The organism is Nocardia sp. NPDC088792 (assembly GCF_044750615.1).
In the GTDB taxonomy this organism is placed as follows: Bacteria; Actinomycetota; Actinomycetes; order Mycobacteriales; family Mycobacteriaceae; genus Nocardia.
Genome location: NZ_JBIVKC010000003.1, coordinates 844,933 through 859,443, shown reverse-complemented (window position 1 = coordinate 859,443; position 14,511 = coordinate 844,933). Strand labels below are relative to the sequence as shown.

16 protein-coding genes are annotated in these 14,511 nt (G+C 66.9%); 9 read left to right on the top strand and 7 right to left on the bottom strand.

All coding sequences use genetic code 11. From position 1 onward, the window contains the following. Positions 1–107 precede the first annotated feature (107 nt). Positions 108–758: a VC0807 family protein gene (locus ACIP5Y_RS21970; protein WP_400352193.1), complete on the top strand. Its 651-nt coding sequence runs from the start codon at positions 108–110 to the stop codon at positions 756–758. A gap of 119 nt (positions 759–877) precedes the next feature. Then, positions 878–2,038: a metallophosphoesterase gene (locus ACIP5Y_RS21965; protein WP_400352191.1), complete on the top strand. Its 1,161-nt coding sequence runs from the start codon at positions 878–880 to the stop codon at positions 2,036–2,038. A 70-nt stretch (positions 2,039–2,108) separates the two neighbouring features. On the opposite strand, the gene ACIP5Y_RS21960 is transcribed toward ACIP5Y_RS21965, so the two are convergent. Next, entirely contained in the window at positions 2,109–2,756 is a 648-nt protein-coding gene (locus ACIP5Y_RS21960) for a pentapeptide repeat-containing protein (RefSeq protein WP_400352189.1), read from the bottom strand. Positions 2,757–2,969: 213 nt separating this feature from the next. Here ACIP5Y_RS21960 and ACIP5Y_RS21955 point away from each other — a divergent pair, with 213 nt between their 5' ends. Next, positions 2,970–3,764: an SAM-dependent methyltransferase gene (locus tag ACIP5Y_RS21955; RefSeq protein ID WP_400352187.1), complete on the top strand. Its 795-nt coding sequence runs from the start codon at positions 2,970–2,972 to the stop codon at positions 3,762–3,764. Positions 3,765–3,836: 72 nt separating this feature from the next. Here ACIP5Y_RS21955 and ACIP5Y_RS21950 read toward each other — a convergent pair whose 3' ends face one another. Continuing rightward, positions 3,837–4,445, bottom strand: coding sequence for a GNAT family N-acetyltransferase (locus ACIP5Y_RS21950; protein ID WP_400352185.1), 609 nt, complete (start codon positions 4,443–4,445; stop codon positions 3,837–3,839). A 4-nt stretch (positions 4,446–4,449) separates the two neighbouring features. After that, complete coding sequence (locus ACIP5Y_RS21945; RefSeq protein WP_400352183.1) at positions 4,450–5,406, bottom strand: MBL fold metallo-hydrolase; 957 nt, start codon at positions 5,404–5,406, stop codon at positions 4,450–4,452. Between the two features lie 47 nt (positions 5,407–5,453). Between ACIP5Y_RS21945 and ACIP5Y_RS21940 the strand changes: the two genes are divergently transcribed. Then, the gene (locus ACIP5Y_RS21940; protein WP_400352181.1) at positions 5,454–5,873 is read left to right on the top strand and encodes a MerR family transcriptional regulator; all 420 of its coding nucleotides are present in this window, start codon (positions 5,454–5,456) and stop codon (positions 5,871–5,873) included. Here ACIP5Y_RS21940 and ACIP5Y_RS21935 read toward each other — a convergent pair. After that, positions 5,824–6,735: a helix-turn-helix transcriptional regulator gene (locus tag ACIP5Y_RS21935; protein ID WP_400352179.1), complete on the bottom strand. Its 912-nt coding sequence runs from the start codon at positions 6,733–6,735 to the stop codon at positions 5,824–5,826. The two genes, ACIP5Y_RS21940 and ACIP5Y_RS21935, sit on opposite strands and share 50 nt — an antisense overlap. Before the next feature lie 145 nt (positions 6,736–6,880). Between ACIP5Y_RS21935 and ACIP5Y_RS21930 the strand changes: the two genes are divergently transcribed. Together ACIP5Y_RS21930 and ACIP5Y_RS21925 are read left to right on the top strand one after the other, a co-directional pair. After that, complete coding sequence (locus tag ACIP5Y_RS21930) at positions 6,881–7,813, top strand: MBL fold metallo-hydrolase (protein WP_400352177.1); 933 nt, start codon at positions 6,881–6,883, stop codon at positions 7,811–7,813. A 29-nt stretch (positions 7,814–7,842) separates the two neighbouring features. Then, a complete protein-coding gene (locus ACIP5Y_RS21925) occupies positions 7,843–9,342 on the top strand; it encodes a carboxylesterase/lipase family protein (protein ID WP_400352175.1) in 1,500 nt (499 codons plus the stop codon). Here the strand turns inward: ACIP5Y_RS21925 and ACIP5Y_RS21920 are convergent. After that, the gene (locus ACIP5Y_RS21920) at positions 9,272–10,276 is read right to left on the bottom strand and encodes an Lrp/AsnC family transcriptional regulator (protein WP_400352173.1); all 1,005 of its coding nucleotides are present in this window, start codon (positions 10,274–10,276) and stop codon (positions 9,272–9,274) included. The two genes, ACIP5Y_RS21925 and ACIP5Y_RS21920, sit on opposite strands and share 71 nt — an antisense overlap. 110 nt (positions 10,277–10,386) lie before the next feature. On the opposite strand from ACIP5Y_RS21920, the gene ACIP5Y_RS21915 reads away from it, so the two are divergent. Next, on the top strand, positions 10,387–10,701 hold the full coding sequence (locus tag ACIP5Y_RS21915; protein WP_400352171.1) for an antibiotic biosynthesis monooxygenase: 315 nt from the start codon (positions 10,387–10,389) through the stop codon (positions 10,699–10,701). A gap of 7 nt (positions 10,702–10,708) precedes the next feature. Here ACIP5Y_RS21915 and ACIP5Y_RS21910 read toward each other — a convergent pair whose 3' ends face one another. Both ACIP5Y_RS21910 and ACIP5Y_RS21905 read right to left on the bottom strand, forming a co-directional pair. Next, a complete protein-coding gene (locus ACIP5Y_RS21910) occupies positions 10,709–11,068 on the bottom strand; it encodes a hypothetical protein (RefSeq protein WP_400352169.1) in 360 nt (119 codons plus the stop codon). A gap of 82 nt (positions 11,069–11,150) precedes the next feature. Continuing rightward, positions 11,151–12,500 (bottom strand): cytochrome P450, encoded by a 1,350-nt coding sequence (locus tag ACIP5Y_RS21905; protein ID WP_400352167.1) that lies wholly within the window; start codon positions 12,498–12,500, stop codon positions 11,151–11,153. Positions 12,501–12,650: 150 nt separating this feature from the next. Here ACIP5Y_RS21905 and ACIP5Y_RS21900 point away from each other — a divergent pair, with 150 nt between their 5' ends. Further along, positions 12,651–13,787: an epoxide hydrolase family protein gene (locus tag ACIP5Y_RS21900; protein ID WP_400352166.1), complete on the top strand. Its 1,137-nt coding sequence runs from the start codon at positions 12,651–12,653 to the stop codon at positions 13,785–13,787. 71 nt (positions 13,788–13,858) lie between these two features. Further along, positions 13,859–14,491 (top strand): 1,4-alpha-glucan branching protein, encoded by a 633-nt coding sequence (locus ACIP5Y_RS21895; RefSeq protein ID WP_400352164.1) that lies wholly within the window; start codon positions 13,859–13,861, stop codon positions 14,489–14,491. Positions 14,492–14,511: the final 20 nt, after the last annotated feature.

The following is a 14,511-nucleotide window of genomic DNA, read 5'->3' as shown; positions in this document are numbered from 1 at the left end:
TGCGGAAACATCCACCCGGGGATACACCATCGGGTCCATGACCTGGGGTTTTTCAACTCGTAGTGTCTATTTCGACAGCGAAACATCGCATCCGGAAGGCCACCACGATGAGCACCCTCACCTCCACCCCCGACACCACCATCGACTCGGCCCAGCGCAAGACCGCGGTGCGGGCCATGGTCACCACCCTGGGCCTGGACCTGGGACTGCCGATGGGCGCCTACTTCGTCGCCGACCTGGCCGGCGCGAACACCTACACCGCGCTGCTGGCCGGCACCGCCGTCTCCGGCGCCCGCCTGATCTGGGTCGCGATCCGCCAGCGTCGGGTCGATGCCTTCGCCATGTTCCTGATGATCCTGTTCGCGGCCGGACTGGCCCTGTCCTTCCTCTCCGGTGACCCCCGGTTCATGCTGGCCAAGGACAGCGCAACGTCCGCGGTCGCCGGGCTGACCCTGCTGGTCAGCTGCGTGATCGGTCGCCCGCTGGCCTACTACGCGGCGAAGCGTTTCGCGGGCGATGAGGGTCGCGACCGGTTCGAGGCCACCGCGGACAGCGATGCCATGCGCCGCCGGTGGTTCACCGTTTCGCTGGTGTGGGGTGCGGCACTGTTGTCCGACTCGCTGCTGCGCATGGCCGCGGTGTACCTGCTGCCCCTGCACACCGCCGCCAACCTGTCCCAGATTCTGATGATCGTCGTCTACGGCGGCCTGTTCACCTGGACCATTCGCAGCCACAAGCGGAACGCCATCGCCGCCTGAGCGACACCGGCCACCGAATCCCCCGTCCCGCATACCGCGGGCGGGGGATTCGTTTGTCGCCGCAGGACGGCATCGAAACCGACAGGCCGATTTCACTCGTGGCGGACCTGGTGGCAACAATGCGTTTCGGCAAGGATGATCGGACTGTGCTGAAGTATGTCCCGCGGATGGTGTTCTTTCTGGTGGTCCCGGCCCTGCTGTTCGCGGTGCCGTGGTGGGTCCTGATCTACTGTGCGACCTCCGGGGCGCTGTTCTGGGTGGGTACCGCGCTGGCGGTGCTCGGCTATGTCGCTTTGCCCGCCGCGATGATTCGCGGGCACGGGCCGGCGCAGTCGGATGCCGCTTCGCTCACCGCGGACACGCTGCTGGGTGTGATGTGGGTGGTGTTCACCTGGTCGGTCATCGGGGCCGTTGCGCGGGCTGTGTTGATCCTGGCCGGTGTGGATGATCCGCTGCGGTCCAGGATCGTCGCGCTGGGTGTGCTCGTAGTGTCGGCAGCGCTCGTGGTCTGGGGTGTCTACGAGGCGCGCCGCCTGCCGCGCGTGCGCACGGTCGAGGTCGAAATCCCGGGTCTGGGTGCAGGACTGGACGGTCTGCGCATGGTGGTGGTCACCGATACCCACTTCGCCGCGACGGATCGGCTGCGTTGGTCGGAGCGGGTGGTCGAGACCGTGAACGCGCTCGAACCCGATATCGCTTGTCATGCGGGTGATCTCGCGGACGGCTCGGTGGCCAAGCGGCGTGCGCAGGTCGAGCCGCTCGGCAAGGTGCGGGCCCCGCTGGGCCGGTATTACATCACCGGCAATCACGAGTACTTCGGTGACGCCCTCGGCTGGATCGAGACCATGTCGGAGCTGGGCTGGCGGCCGCTGCACAATGAACACGAGGTGGTGAGCCGCGGCGGTGACCAGCTGGTGCTCGCCGGTATCGACGATCCCACCGGTGTCGGCCTCGAAGGCCACGGCCCGAACCTGACGGCGGCGTTGGCGGGCGCCGACCGCGCGCTGCCGGTGGTACTGCTCGCACACCAGCCCAAGCAGGTCAGCGCGGCCGTGGAGGCCGGTGTGGCGCTGCAGATTTCGGGCCACACGCACGGCGGGCAGATCTGGCCGTTCCACTACCTGGTGCGAGTGGATCAGCCGGTGGTCGCGGGGTTGAGCCGCCACGGTGCGCACACGCAGCTCTACACCAGCCGCGGTACGGGATTCTGGGGTCCGCAGCTGCGCGTCTTCGCGCCCAGCGAGATCACGGTGCTGGTACTTCGGGCCGCGGCCCAGTAGATATTCCGGTGTTGCGGCCGTGGCCCGGCTTCCGGGCCACGGCCGCAACACCTAGGTGGCAGAGCCGGATTCACCTGTCGCGCACGATGATCCCCGCGGCCTGCGCGAAGGCGGGGGCCAGATCCATCAGCTGCCCGGTGCTGATGGTGGCGCCGCGCAGCGCGTCGAGGCCGTTCGCGATATCGAGGGCCAGCGCGCCGCGCAGGTCGACGTTCTCCAGCTTGGCCCGGTGCAGGGCGAGGCGCAGCAGTGTCGTCCCGGGGAAGCTGACTTTGCGCAGGGTTGCCTCCCCGAAGTCGACGTCGCGCAGCACGCAATCGGCGAACTCCACCTGCTGCAGCGTGCTGTTCCGAAAATTGACCGATTCGAACTTGCACCCCTCGAATCGGACACGTCGAACCCCCGCGCCCACCCACTCGACCCCCGAGAAAGCGGAATCGATGAGTTCCGCATCCTGCCAACCGGTCTGGCCGAGATTGGTGCCGACCCAGCGCACGCCGCGCAGCCAGACGTCGCCGAAGCGGGTGTGGCGGAAGTTCCCGTGCATCACCGTCACCTCTGTCAGGGCGGATTCGGTGAATCGTGCGCCGCGACAGTCCGGTTCGGTGAGTTCTGCCTCCGTCAGGTGTACCGTGTCGTAGTCCTGGTCGGACTCCAGTTCGTTAACGAAACGTTCGAGGTGACGGGCGTAGGGGAGATCGGCCAGGCTACGGGGCATGACGTCCACCCTAACGACTTCGGAATGGCCGCTTTGCACTGTCGGATTGCTGGCCGTGAACCGGTATCGTCAAGGGGAAAGACTGCGCCGGTCGGAGCTCGATCTGGAATGATCTTCGATCGAAGGTTCTGCCCGGACGGCGGACTACCCGTGCGATCCTCGACCGCTTGGTGCACGGAACGGTAAGGGGTGTGAGAGTTGAACATCAACGCCATGCGAGCACGGCAATCCCGGCCGAGTGTGGCGCGCGTTTATAGCTACGTCCTCGGTGGGCGTGACAATTACGGCGTCGACAAGGATCTCGGCGATTACTTCATGGGTGACCTGCCCGGATCCGAGTTACTCGCGATCACGAACAGGCAGGCCATCCTGCGTGCGGCACGCATTCTCGCCGCCGGCGGGGTGCGTCAAGTGATCGACATGGGTTGCGGCCTACCCGCGGACGTGAACGTCCACGAGGTGGTGCGGCGCGAGCAACCGGACGCTCGAGTCGTGTACGTGGATAACGATCCGTTCGTCGTAGCCCATGGCCGGGCGCTGCTGGCCATCGACGAAGGGATCACGGTGCTCGAGGCTGATGCCCGGGACCCGTCGAAGATCGCCGAGCATCCGGATGTGCAGCGGCTGATCAACTTCGACGAACCGGTCGGAATTATCTTCGGCGTGGTGCTCAGCTTCGTGAGCGACGACGAGGATCCGGCCGGAGTCGTGAAGTACTGGACCGAGCAGCTCGCGCCCGAAAGCCAGGTCTACATTTCGCATTTCCGCCCCGGCAAGTCTCGCGAGGCGGCAGCCACCGAACGCAAGATCCTCGAAGCGTTCGGCGGTCACTTCCGCAATGACGAGCAGATCCTGGCCTGCTTCGAAGGCCTCGAACTCCTCGACGAGGGACTCAGCCCGTGCGCGCACTGGCGCCCGGACCCGGAGACCGAACAGGCGGAAACCCCCGAGGCCGAGCTCAGCGCATGGGCAGAGCTGATCGTCGCGGGGCTGGCACGTAAGGCCTGACCGACGGAAAAGGCGCGAACCTCCTTGCATTGCAAGGGAGTTCGCGCCTTTCTCGTATCGGCGCATACTCGCTCAGCGGGCCGCGCGCCACATGCTCCACAACGGTGGTCCACCTTTGGTGGCGTCGATCTCGCCTGTGACCTCGAAGCCGAAACGCTCGTAGTACGGCAGGTTCTCGGGTTTGCTCGACTCCAGGTAGGCCGGGATATGCTCGGCATCGCAGCGATCCAGCCGCGAATCCAGCAGGGCCCGGCCGTAACCGCGCCCCCGCGCGCTGGGCAAGGTACCGATGACCGCGAGATACCAATGCGGTTCGGTCGGATGCGTGGCCGCCATCGTCTCGGTCAGCGCCGCGGCGGCGATGAGCCGGCGCCGGAAGGCCCGGACCAGTCCCGGCAGCTGCGGGATGCTCTGGGCATCGGGGACATGCCATTTGCCCGGCGGCGCCCAAATGGTCGCTCCCACCATGGCTCCCGCATCGTCGAGCGCCACTTCCACCCCGCCCTCCGCCAGGTAGTAATGGCGCACGAGGGTGGAGAACAGGATGGCCGCGCGCCGCGCTCGCACCGCGGGATCGGGTATCAGCCAGGAGATGATCGGATCATCGGCGAAGGCGAGACCGAGCACTCGCCCCAATTCGGGCACGTCCGGTGTGATCGCCGGGCGGACGGTGACCTCCATGCGTTCACGGTACCGCTCCGGCCGGGTCGCTCTGGCTGGAAGTGAACCGGACGGTCGCGGTGTGGTCGTGGGTCGGCACGACCGTCGCCGCGTGTCGCGCGAGGTGCAGGCGATGCAGCGTCTTGAAGGCGGCATCGCGATCGATATCGGTGAGACCGCCGGGGAAGGCGGACTTCTGGCGGATGTCGTCCACCTGGTGGTGATCCCAGGCGGCATCGCCGGCCAGCAGCACCCAGCCGCGTTCGGTGTGGGCCAGGACCCCGATGCTGCCCGGCGTGTGACCGGCCAGATCGACCAGGACGACACTGCCGTCGCCGAAGAGGTCCCGGCTGCGGGTGAAGGTGAGCACGGGCGGACCGTCCAGCTCGTACTGCACGAGCGGACGCTCGCGCAGCGAATCGCGGACACCGCCGACCGGCGCCACGCTGCCGTCGAAGATCCAGCGGTGCTCGTCAGTGTGCAGCTGGACCGGCAATCCGGGCAGGTCCAGCAGTCCGCACACATGATCCCAGTGCGCATGCGTCGGCAGCGCGAAATCCAGTGCGGGCAAATGAGGTTCACGTTCGAGGGCGGTGACGGTCGCGAGGGTTTCAGCGGGCGGGCGCACCACGTTGCGCAGCACGCTCGGCAGCTGCGCCAGGGCGCGCTGCTCGACATCGAGACACACGCTCGGATCGACGATGAAGGTCGCTTCGGGATGCTCGATGACGAAGGAGGTCAGCGAGGTCTGCAAGCGTCGCGGCGCGAAGCGACCCTCGACCACCATCGGGGTCGGCACCGGCCGGGCCACCTGGGTCAGGGTCGTGAGCTTGACCGTGTGCCGGGCCGCCGGGAGCCCCGCGTCGGTGATCGACCGCAGGAAACGCTGATCGGCCCGGCGGGGCCGCACCATGCCCCGCACCAGACCGGTTGCGGCGGAGCAGCATTCGAGAAAACTGGGACTGCGAACTGGTTCTGACATGCCGGAACGTTAATACTTAATGTCGACATGAAGTCAAGGAGGCAATCGTGACCACCGCACAGGACCTGCGTATCGGCGACGCGGCCGCCGTGCTCGGCATCGAAGCGCACGTGCTCCGGCATTGGGAATCGGTCGGCCTGCTGCGCCCGCCCCGCACCCCGTCCGGTCACCGCGTCTATGACAGCAATACTCTCGACTACGCGCGGCTCATCCGGACGCTGCAACGCAGTGGGCTGTCCTTGGAGCAGATTCGCGAACTCGGCATGAGCCCCTGCGACACTCGAACCCTGCTGATCGAGGCGAAACGCCGCGAGATCCAAGCTCATATGGCGCTGCTGGAAGCCACCGACGGCTTCCTCGCCCATCTCACCACCTGTAGCCACCCGGTCGTCGCCGACTGCCCCGAATGCTCCGGCTTCACGAGGCGGAACGACCCTCCCTATCTCGACGGTCCACGCCGGCACTGAGACCGGAGGTAGCGCTGACGGTTTGCGCCAGCAGCGTCAGGGCGGCCTGCGACGTCGCGTCTCCGGTGGCGGTGACGATGATCAGCGACTGCCCGGGCGAGTGCACCGGGTTCAGCGTCTGCTGGTGCACGGTCAGCGCGCCGACCACGGGATGGCGCAGCTGGTATTGCGCGGTGTCGCAGGGGCGTACGCGATGGTCGGCCCAGAGTTTCGCGAATTCCGGACTGCGCATGCTGAGTTCGCCGATAAGTGCGGCGAGCGCGGCATCATCGGGATGCTGACCGGCGATCATGCGCAGGTTCTCCACGACCGCCCGCGCCTTGGCGGGCCAGTTCACGTACAGCTCCCGGGTGTGCGGATCCAGGAAGACGTGCCGAGCCATACTGGGTCGCTCACCGGGCCGCTCGGGCGCCTCCGCGTCGACGTGCCCGAGCAGCAGGGCATGTCCCATCCGATTCCAGGCCAGCGCATCGGTGCGGCGGCCGGTGACCATCGCGGGGACGTCCCCGAGTGCGGTCAGTAGTTCGGTCATCTCGGGGGAGATGCGCTCGACAGGTGGGCGCCGCGGGCCGCCGCGGCGTCGTTTGGCCTGCGCCAGGTCGCGCAGATGGTCGTGCTCGGCATCGTCGAGGCGCAGTGCGCGCGCGATCGCGTCGATGACCTCGGGTGACGCATTGGGGGACTGGCCCTGTTCGAGCCGGATGTAGTACGAGGGGCTGACCCCGGCGAGCATGGCGAGCTCCTCGCGGCGCAGGCCCGGGACCCGCCGGCGGTCGCCGTAGGTCGGCAATCCCACGTCCTGTGGCCGCAATTGAGCGCGGCGGACCTGCAGAAATTCGGCGAGCTGACCGGACGCATCCATGACATCGAGTATGAGCCGCCGCGATCATCCCTGCCTGTGCACGCCAGTGGTAGGACAAGCCTGGTCTGGCAGGGGATGCGCCCTTGCATCGAATGTGGTTGTCGGAGCGCCGATCCCGGCGCCGCACCCGTTCAGGAGGCATCGTATGACCGCGACATCGACCGCCGGCGCCCGGCAGATCCGGCTCGGCGAGGTGACTGTCACCCGGGTCGGGGAGTACTCCGGGCCCGTCGGCATGACGGGGCAGGAGTTCTTTCCCGATAGCGAACAGGCGCTGTGGGACGACAATATCGACTGGCTCGCACCGGACTTCTTCGACGCCGGAACGCAGATCGTGCAGTCGGCGCTGCAGACCTGGGTGGTGCGCAGCGCGGGTGCGACGATCCTGGTCGACACCGGGGCGGGAAACTTCAAGGAACGGCCGTACGCACCGGTCTGGGGTCATCTGGACACCGGCTACCTCGCCGACCTGGCTCGGGCCGGTGTCCGGCCCGAGGACGTCGATATCGTGATCAACACGCACCTGCACATCGACCATGTCGGCTGGAACACCGTGCTCGAGGGGCGCGAGTGGGTCCCGACGTTTCCGCGGGCCCGCTACCTCATGCCCGCTCGCGACTTCGAGTTCTGGGACCCGGCCAACGGGCACGAGACCGTGTTCGGGCGCGGCAACCAGAATGTGTTCGAGGACAGCGTCGCTCCCGTGTATCGCGCGGGACTGGTCGAGCTGTGGGACGACAGCCTCGATATAGATATAGATGGAGCTGTACGCCTGGAACTCGCGGCGGGGCACACACCGGGCTCCTCGGTGGTCACCATCGAATCGGGCGGCAGCACAGCCCTGCTCGTGGGCGATGTGCTGCACAACCCGGTGCAGATCCTGCGACCGGACGCGAACAGCTGCTTCTGCGAAGACCCACAGCAAGCGCGCGCCACCCGCCGGCGGCTGCTGGCGCGCGCGGCGGACAGTGGGGCATTGGTGATCCCGGCGCATCTGGGCGGCAGTGGTGCGGTCCGAGTGCAGGCGGCCGGTGCGGGCTTCGCCATCACCGACTGGGCGTCGTTCGGGCGACTGTGAATCGGACCGGCGACAGGAAACGAGAACCGATGTCTTACACCGTGATCGATACCGCCACCGGACCCGTCCGCGGACGGCTGGAAACGCATGCGGCGGTATTCCTCGATATCCCGTATGCCGCACCGCCGCAGGGGGCGGCGCGTTTCGCCCACCCGCAACCACACGCTCGGTGGGAGAGCCCACGAGACGTCACCGGCTACGGCCCCACCGCGCCGCAGCCGCGCCGGGACGCCTTCGGAAGTCTCGACATGTCACCGTATTTCGGTCCGGGATGGGTGCGCGGCGCGGAATACCTGACAGTGAATATCTGGGCGCCGACGGCGGCGTCCGGGCGTCCGGTCATGGTTTTCGTCCATGGCGGCGGGTTCGTCTCGGGATCCAATCGGTCTGCGCTCTACGACGGTTCGGCGTTCGCTCGCGACGGTGTCGTACTGGTGGCGGTGAACTATCGCCTCGGTGTGCCTGGGTTCCTGCATCTGCCCGATGCGCCGGACAATCGCGGACTGCTCGACGTGCTGGCCGCGCTGCGCTGGGTCCGGGACAATATCGCCGCTTTCGGCGGTGACCCGGACAATGTCACGCTGTTCGGCCAGTCGGCGGGTGCGACGCTGGTGGGCGCGGTGCTGGCGGATCCGGAATCCGATGGGTTGCTGCGGCGGGCGATCATACAAAGCGGCAACGGCACAGGCGCTTTCACCCAGGCCCAGGCCGGGATTGTCACGGCGGCGCTGGGGGAGAACCTCGGACTGACACCCAGTGCTGCGGCCCTCGCGGACGTATCCGACGACACTCTGGTGCAGGCCATGCCCGCGCTCGCCGGGCTCGAACTCGCCGTGCATGGTGCTGTCGATCCGTTGGCGGGTCTGAGCGCGTTCAGTGTGGTGGCGGATCGGCAGCCGGCAGCCGCGATCGCTGCGGGACGCGCACAGCGGATCGATCTGCTGTTGGGCACCAACACCGAAGAGGGAAATCTCTACCTTGCCCCGGTCGGAAAGCTTTCCGGCACAACCGAAGACGATATTCGAGCGCTCGCAGCCCAGGTGCATCCGCGCCCGGAGGCGCTGCTGGCGGCGTATCGAGCCCGGTACGACCAGTATTCGCTAGGGCGGTTGCGCGCCACGATCCTGAGCGATGCGCTGTTCGGAGTAGGGACTCGGCGGCTGGCGGACGCACACACCGGCCGCACCCATGCCTACCGGTTCACTTGGCAGTCACAAGCTCTCGGCGGACAGCTCGGTGCGGCCCACACCATGGAGGTCCCGTTCGTCTTCGAGACCACGGACCTTCCCGCATTGCACGGCCCGCAAGCGCTGCTCGGTACCGAGGCGGCCCCGGCGGAGCTCGCCTCGCGCATGCACGCGACCTGGATCCGGTTCGCCACCAACGGCGATCCGGGCTGGCCCGAATACTCCACCACCGACCCTGCCACGATGCTGATCGGCGATTCCTGGGAACTGGTCAGTGACGTTCCGCTCTCGTGGCCGGATCCACGAGACGACCATCGACGACCAGTCCGCCCGACTGTTTGATGATGTTCGTGAACGGCACGATCTCCATGGAGACGACGCCGTCCAGTGCGGCGACGCTGCCGGAGGTGAACTCGTACAGATGGCCGAGATCGCGGCAGACCACCGACGCCACCAGATTGTCGCGACCCGACATCGCGGCCACGAACGCCACCTCCGGCAGCCGAGCCAAGGCAGCGCCGACCTCCCGTAGACGTGCGGGTGTGACAGTGAAATAGATTTGGGCCCAGCAGGTTACGCCGAAATCGCGATAGGCGAGATCCACATCGATAATGAGCGTGCGCGACTGCAGGAGCATGGCCAGCCGCCGCGACGCTCGGCCCTCGCTGATCCCGGCGGCCTCGGCCAGCCGCACCGTGCTCGCACGACCATCGGCCGCCAGCACATCGAACAGCGCGGAGTCGAACGGCTCGGGCGGCACGGGAGTCGCGTCGGTGCCGGGCATTTCGCCGCCACCGAGCCGTGCGGACTCCTCAGCTGTCAACAGCCCGTCCAGCTCGGACCAGCCACGAGCATTGAGCCCCAAGAAGATATGCAGCACGACACCGGCTTCGATATCGAGCACCCGAGCCGACCGCGGCAGACTACGAGTCAGCAGCAGATCACGACTCTCCGCCGACAGCGACCGAATCGAGAACGAAACCTCCGAACCGGTAGCCGTCACCCCCACCCACGCAATGTCGTCCCGAGCCGCGAGCGCCATTGCCAGCGACTCCGACGCATCCGGCCGGCAGCGGACACGCACCTGCCAGAACTGATACCCCACCGCCATCGGATTCACCATGCCGAACACCCGCAGGATCCCCGCCCGCCGCAGCCGGCGATAATTCCGAGCCACCGTCCGCTCATGCACCCCGAGCACCTCACCGAGCACCGAAAAGCTGGCCCGCGGAGCCAATTGCAGGCCGCGGACGAGCCGCAGATCCTCGACCTCCATCGGCGCCTCCGTGTCGGAATCAGCTACCCGCATCGCATCTTCTGACAGAAAACCACACCGCACCCGGTCCCAGCGCATCCGACCGGTCACCGTCCGCCTACAACGGTCACATGAATCTGATCCCCACCGAAAACCAGGGCCTCTTCGTACTGATCGTCCTCACCGTGCACCCCGACAACCAGCAGAAAGTCCTCGACACCATCCGCTCCGCAGGCAACCCGACCCTGATCCCCGGCCTACTCTCCCTCCACCTCCTGCGCAGCCTGGACGGCACCCAGATCATCAACCACATGCATTGGGCCGACAAACCCTCATTCGAACAGGCCCGCGCCAATATCCCCGCGATCCAAAACCTTCGATCCGAGGTACTCGCACTCATCGAGAGCGCCACCTCGAACCTCTACGAGGTAGTCGCCCGCTCCTGACCAGCCGTCAGAGTCCGAATGAACCCGTGCCGGTCGGCCCGGTGCCTGTCCGCTGGCCGCCGTCGACGGCCCAGGTGCCGCAGCCGCTGGTGGCGAAAGTTCCGTCGGTGCCTTGGATCTCGACTGTTACCGTGCCGTTGCCGCCGTCGCCGCGCTGGATGATGGAGCCGTCCGTGGGAGCCAGGCGGGCCCACTGGCAGGAGGGTGTGGCGTTGTGCGTGGTGTAGTAACCCACTGCTACATCGGTGCCGACCGTGTAGGGGCCGTCGTGATCCATGATCGCCGGGGCTGCCGAGGCTGAGGCGGGGGCGGTCAGCACGGCTGCTGCGGCGAGGCCGAATCCGGTGAGCCACAGGGAATTACGCATTCGCACAGAATCCTTCTGGTCGGAACAAAGCAGACAGGATCCGAGGTTAGGAGGGATCGCCGGATTCGCCAAGCCCCCACTGCTATTGGCATGGGTCGGTCTCGCGGGGTTGCTCTGATTGCCGTGGTGTGAGCACGATGCGGGCGCCGTTGGCGGGGATATGGGTGATGTTGCGGATGCGGGAGGGTTCGTTCTCGGCGCCCGGTGGGAGGGTGAGGGTGTAGCGGGTGAGGATCTGCTGGAGGATGGCGGTGCCTTCCATCAGGGAGAAACCTGCGCCGAGGCAGCGGCGGACGCCGCCGCCGAAGGGGAGCCAGGTATTGGCGGACACGGAACCGTCGAGGAAGCGGTCGGGACGGAAAACCGCGGCGTCCGGGTAGTTGTCGGCGCGTTTGTGGGCCAGCAGGATGGAAGTCGCCACTACCGTTCCGCGAGGCAGGGCGTAGCCGCCGATTGTCATGTCGCGGGTCAGTTTTCGTGCTGTTGCCGCGATGACGGTGTGGCGGCGCATTGCTTCCTTCATGACTGCCTCGAGGTACTTCTCGTCGCCTTCGTCGGCAGCATGGCGCGCGGTGGCCTGGATGTCCGGGTGGGCAGCCAGTTCGTGGCAGGCCCAGGACAGCGCCGACGCGGTGGTCTCGTGACCTGCGAGCAGCAGGGTGATCAGCTGGTCGCGTAATTCGGCGTCGGAGAGCGGTGTGTCCGAAGGGTTTTCGCCGGAGCCGACCGCCAGTAGCCGGGACAGGACATCGGCGCGGGCATCGAGGTCGGGGCGGGCGCGCCGGTCGGCGATCTCGCGGTAGAGCAGGGCGTCGAGGGCGATCTTGTTGTCGAGGAAGCGTTTCCAGGGGCCGTACTGCTGCAGGCGCGGATATTTCCAGCCGAAGAACATGATCGGGCTGACGTCCACGATGCGGCGCAGGCGCGGGGCCAGCTCGCCACGGCGATGCTCATCGGTCACGCCGAAGACCACCTGCGTGATGATGTCGAGGGTCAGCTCGTTCATGCGGTCGTGGGTGTGTACCGGTGCGCCGGTGGCCCAGCGTTCCACGTGCGCCTTGGCGATGGTTTCGACCAGCCCGCGGTAGCCGCGCAGCAAGGACCCGGCGAAGGCGGGCATCAGCAGTCTGCGGGCGCGAGCATGCTCGGATTCGTCGGTGAGCAGCACGGAATGCTCGCCCATGATGTGCACGAGCAGCCGATTGCCTTCCCCGGCATGCAGATCCTCGGGTGCGCCGGCGAAGATCTCCCGGATGTGCTCCGGGCGGGAGAACACCACCAGATTCTCGGAGTAGGGCGCTATCAGGTGCAGAGTGAAGATGTCGCCGTACCGCCGGGCCGACATGCCCACCAGCGTATCCCGCCATTTGGCGTGCATGACGGTCTGCACTATGCGTGGCAGCCGAGGCCCAGGTGGATATGCGATGGTCACGACGCCAATCCCTTCGCTGGGCCGCCTCGATGCGGCTGAAACGCTTGTCCAACAGCGTAGATCGCAGCGGTCGCGGCGCGGAACCGCCCGTGGTCGGAGCCGGGTCGAACTAGGGCCGAAACTGTCCTAATAGCCTTCTACTGTGAAGACATGACGAGAATCGAACCGTTCCGCATCGCCGTCCCGGACTCCGAGATCGCCGACCTGCACACCCGCCTGGCGGCGACCCGTTGGACGGAGGATGTGCCCGGCGTCGGCTGGGAGTACGGCATTCCCACCGGATACGTGCGAGAACTCGCCGAATACTGGCGGTCCGGCTACGACTGGCGTGCACAGGAGGCGGACCGGAATCGACACCCGCAATTCGTCGCCGAGATCGACGGTCAGCGCATGCATTTCACGCATGTGCGGTCCGCCGAGCCGGACGCCCTGCCGCTGGTGCTGCTGCACGGCTGGCCGTTCGAGGACTTCAGCGAGCTGATCGGACCACTGACCGATCCCCGGGCGCACGGCGGAGCGGCGGAAGATGCCTTCCACCTGGTTATTCCGACCTTGCCGGGCTTCGGATTCTCCGGTCAGACCTTGCAGCAGGGGCAGGCCGGGGAGGCGCGCGTCGCCGAACTGGTAGCAAAGCTCATGGCGGAATTGGGTTATGCGCGTTACGGCGCGCAGGGCGGCGACTTCGGGTCCTTCGTGGCGCCGCAACTGGGCCGGATCGCCCCCGATCGGGTGGCGGGTGTGCACCTGAACGACCCCATCACCACACCCTCCTGGAACGACGACGGTTCCTCCTACAGCGCAAGCGATCAGGAGAAGCTGGCCTACATCCGGGACTGGAGCAGCCGGCAAACCTCCGGGTACGCCGGAATGCAGTCCACTCGCCCGCAGACCCTCGCGCCGGCGGTCTCCGATTCGCCGGCGGGGATGATGGCCTGGGTGCTGGATGTGGTGAACACCTTCAAGAGCCCCGCGAAGGCGACGCCCACCGATGCCATCGATCGCGACATGCTGCTCACCAATCTGTCGGTGCTGTGGTTCACGAACACGACGGGCTCGTCCATGCGGCTGTACAAGGAAACCCGCATGTGGGGTGCGGAGCTGTCGCCGTCCGGGGTGCCCACCGGTATTGCGCTCTTCCCGGGCAATCACACCATTCGCGGCGTCGCCGAACAGCAGCACAAGGTGGTGCACTGGTCGGAATTCGATCGTGGCGGCCACTTCGCCGCGATGGAGGTCCCCGATCTCCTGATCAACGACCTGCGTGATTTCTTCCGCACGCTGCGGTAGTCCGTGGCGCTGCCGGGTTTCGCGGTGGCTCTGCCACGTTGTTTCGTGGTGGCTCTGCCACTATTGGCCGCATGGCGATCGTGCACGACACCACCATGCGGCCGACGAAACTCGAACTGCTGACCCGCTGGCTGCCCACCCGATCCTGGTTCGAGGGTGGGCGGCCGCCGGTCCTGGCCAAGGCGGGCGGGTTCCGCATCGATGATCCGGCGGGGGAGGTCGGGATCGAATTCATGTTTCTCACCGACAGTTCCGGCTACGAGCCGACGGCCTATGCGGTTCCCATGACGTACCGCGGTGCGCGGCTGGACGGTGCGGACGCCGCGTTGATCGGTAAATCGGAGCACGGCGTGCTGGGTACCCGGTGGATCTATGACGCGACGCGTGACCCGGTTTTCCTCGCGCAGGCCGTGGACCTGCTGGCCGGCCGTGCGATCGCGCAGGATCAGAATGCCAGTGATACCCCCGATCCGTCGGTGCGGATCGAGGCCATCGAGATCGATACTCCGCCACCGGCCTTCGAGATCACCCCGGTCGATGATGACCGGCACACGGAGATCGACCTCGGCACCGGCGTGCTGGTGCTGCACCGGGTGCCGAGTCCCGCGGACATCACCGGGCTACCCGGCCACGTGCACGCGAGTTGGACGCTGCCGGATGGTGAGCCGGTCAGCGGCATCGTCCTGCACGCGGTCGCAGTCTGACCCCGGCTGGGCACGGCAAG

Excerpts from the sequence above, each read along its gene's own strand:
- ACIP5Y_RS21970 (WP_400352193.1), top strand. The coding sequence starts at position 108 with ATGAGCACCCTCACCTCCACCCCCGACACCACCATCGACTCGGCCCAG.
- ACIP5Y_RS21965 (WP_400352191.1), top strand. The coding sequence starts at position 878 with ATGCGTTTCGGCAAGGATGATCGGACTGTGCTGAAGTATGTCCCGCGG.
- ACIP5Y_RS21960 (WP_400352189.1), bottom strand. The coding sequence starts at position 2,756 with ATGCCCCGTAGCCTGGCCGATCTCCCCTACGCCCGTCACCTCGAACGT.
- ACIP5Y_RS21955 (WP_400352187.1), top strand. The coding sequence starts at position 2,970 with ATGCGAGCACGGCAATCCCGGCCGAGTGTGGCGCGCGTTTATAGCTAC.
- ACIP5Y_RS21950 (WP_400352185.1), bottom strand. The coding sequence starts at position 4,445 with ATGGAGGTCACCGTCCGCCCGGCGATCACACCGGACGTGCCCGAATTG.
- ACIP5Y_RS21945 (WP_400352183.1), bottom strand. The coding sequence starts at position 5,406 with ATGTCAGAACCAGTTCGCAGTCCCAGTTTTCTCGAATGCTGCTCCGCC.
- ACIP5Y_RS21935 (WP_400352179.1), bottom strand. The coding sequence starts at position 6,735 with ATGGATGCGTCCGGTCAGCTCGCCGAATTTCTGCAGGTCCGCCGCGCT.
- ACIP5Y_RS21930 (WP_400352177.1), top strand. The coding sequence starts at position 6,881 with ATGACCGCGACATCGACCGCCGGCGCCCGGCAGATCCGGCTCGGCGAG.
- ACIP5Y_RS21925 (WP_400352175.1), top strand. The coding sequence starts at position 7,843 with ATGTCTTACACCGTGATCGATACCGCCACCGGACCCGTCCGCGGACGG.
- ACIP5Y_RS21920 (WP_400352173.1), bottom strand. The coding sequence starts at position 10,276 with ATGGAGGTCGAGGATCTGCGGCTCGTCCGCGGCCTGCAATTGGCTCCG.
- ACIP5Y_RS21915 (WP_400352171.1), top strand. The coding sequence starts at position 10,387 with ATGAATCTGATCCCCACCGAAAACCAGGGCCTCTTCGTACTGATCGTC.
- ACIP5Y_RS21910 (WP_400352169.1), bottom strand. The coding sequence starts at position 11,068 with ATGCGTAATTCCCTGTGGCTCACCGGATTCGGCCTCGCCGCAGCAGCC.
- ACIP5Y_RS21900 (WP_400352166.1), top strand. The coding sequence starts at position 12,651 with ATGACGAGAATCGAACCGTTCCGCATCGCCGTCCCGGACTCCGAGATC.
- ACIP5Y_RS21895 (WP_400352164.1), top strand. The coding sequence starts at position 13,859 with ATGGCGATCGTGCACGACACCACCATGCGGCCGACGAAACTCGAACTG.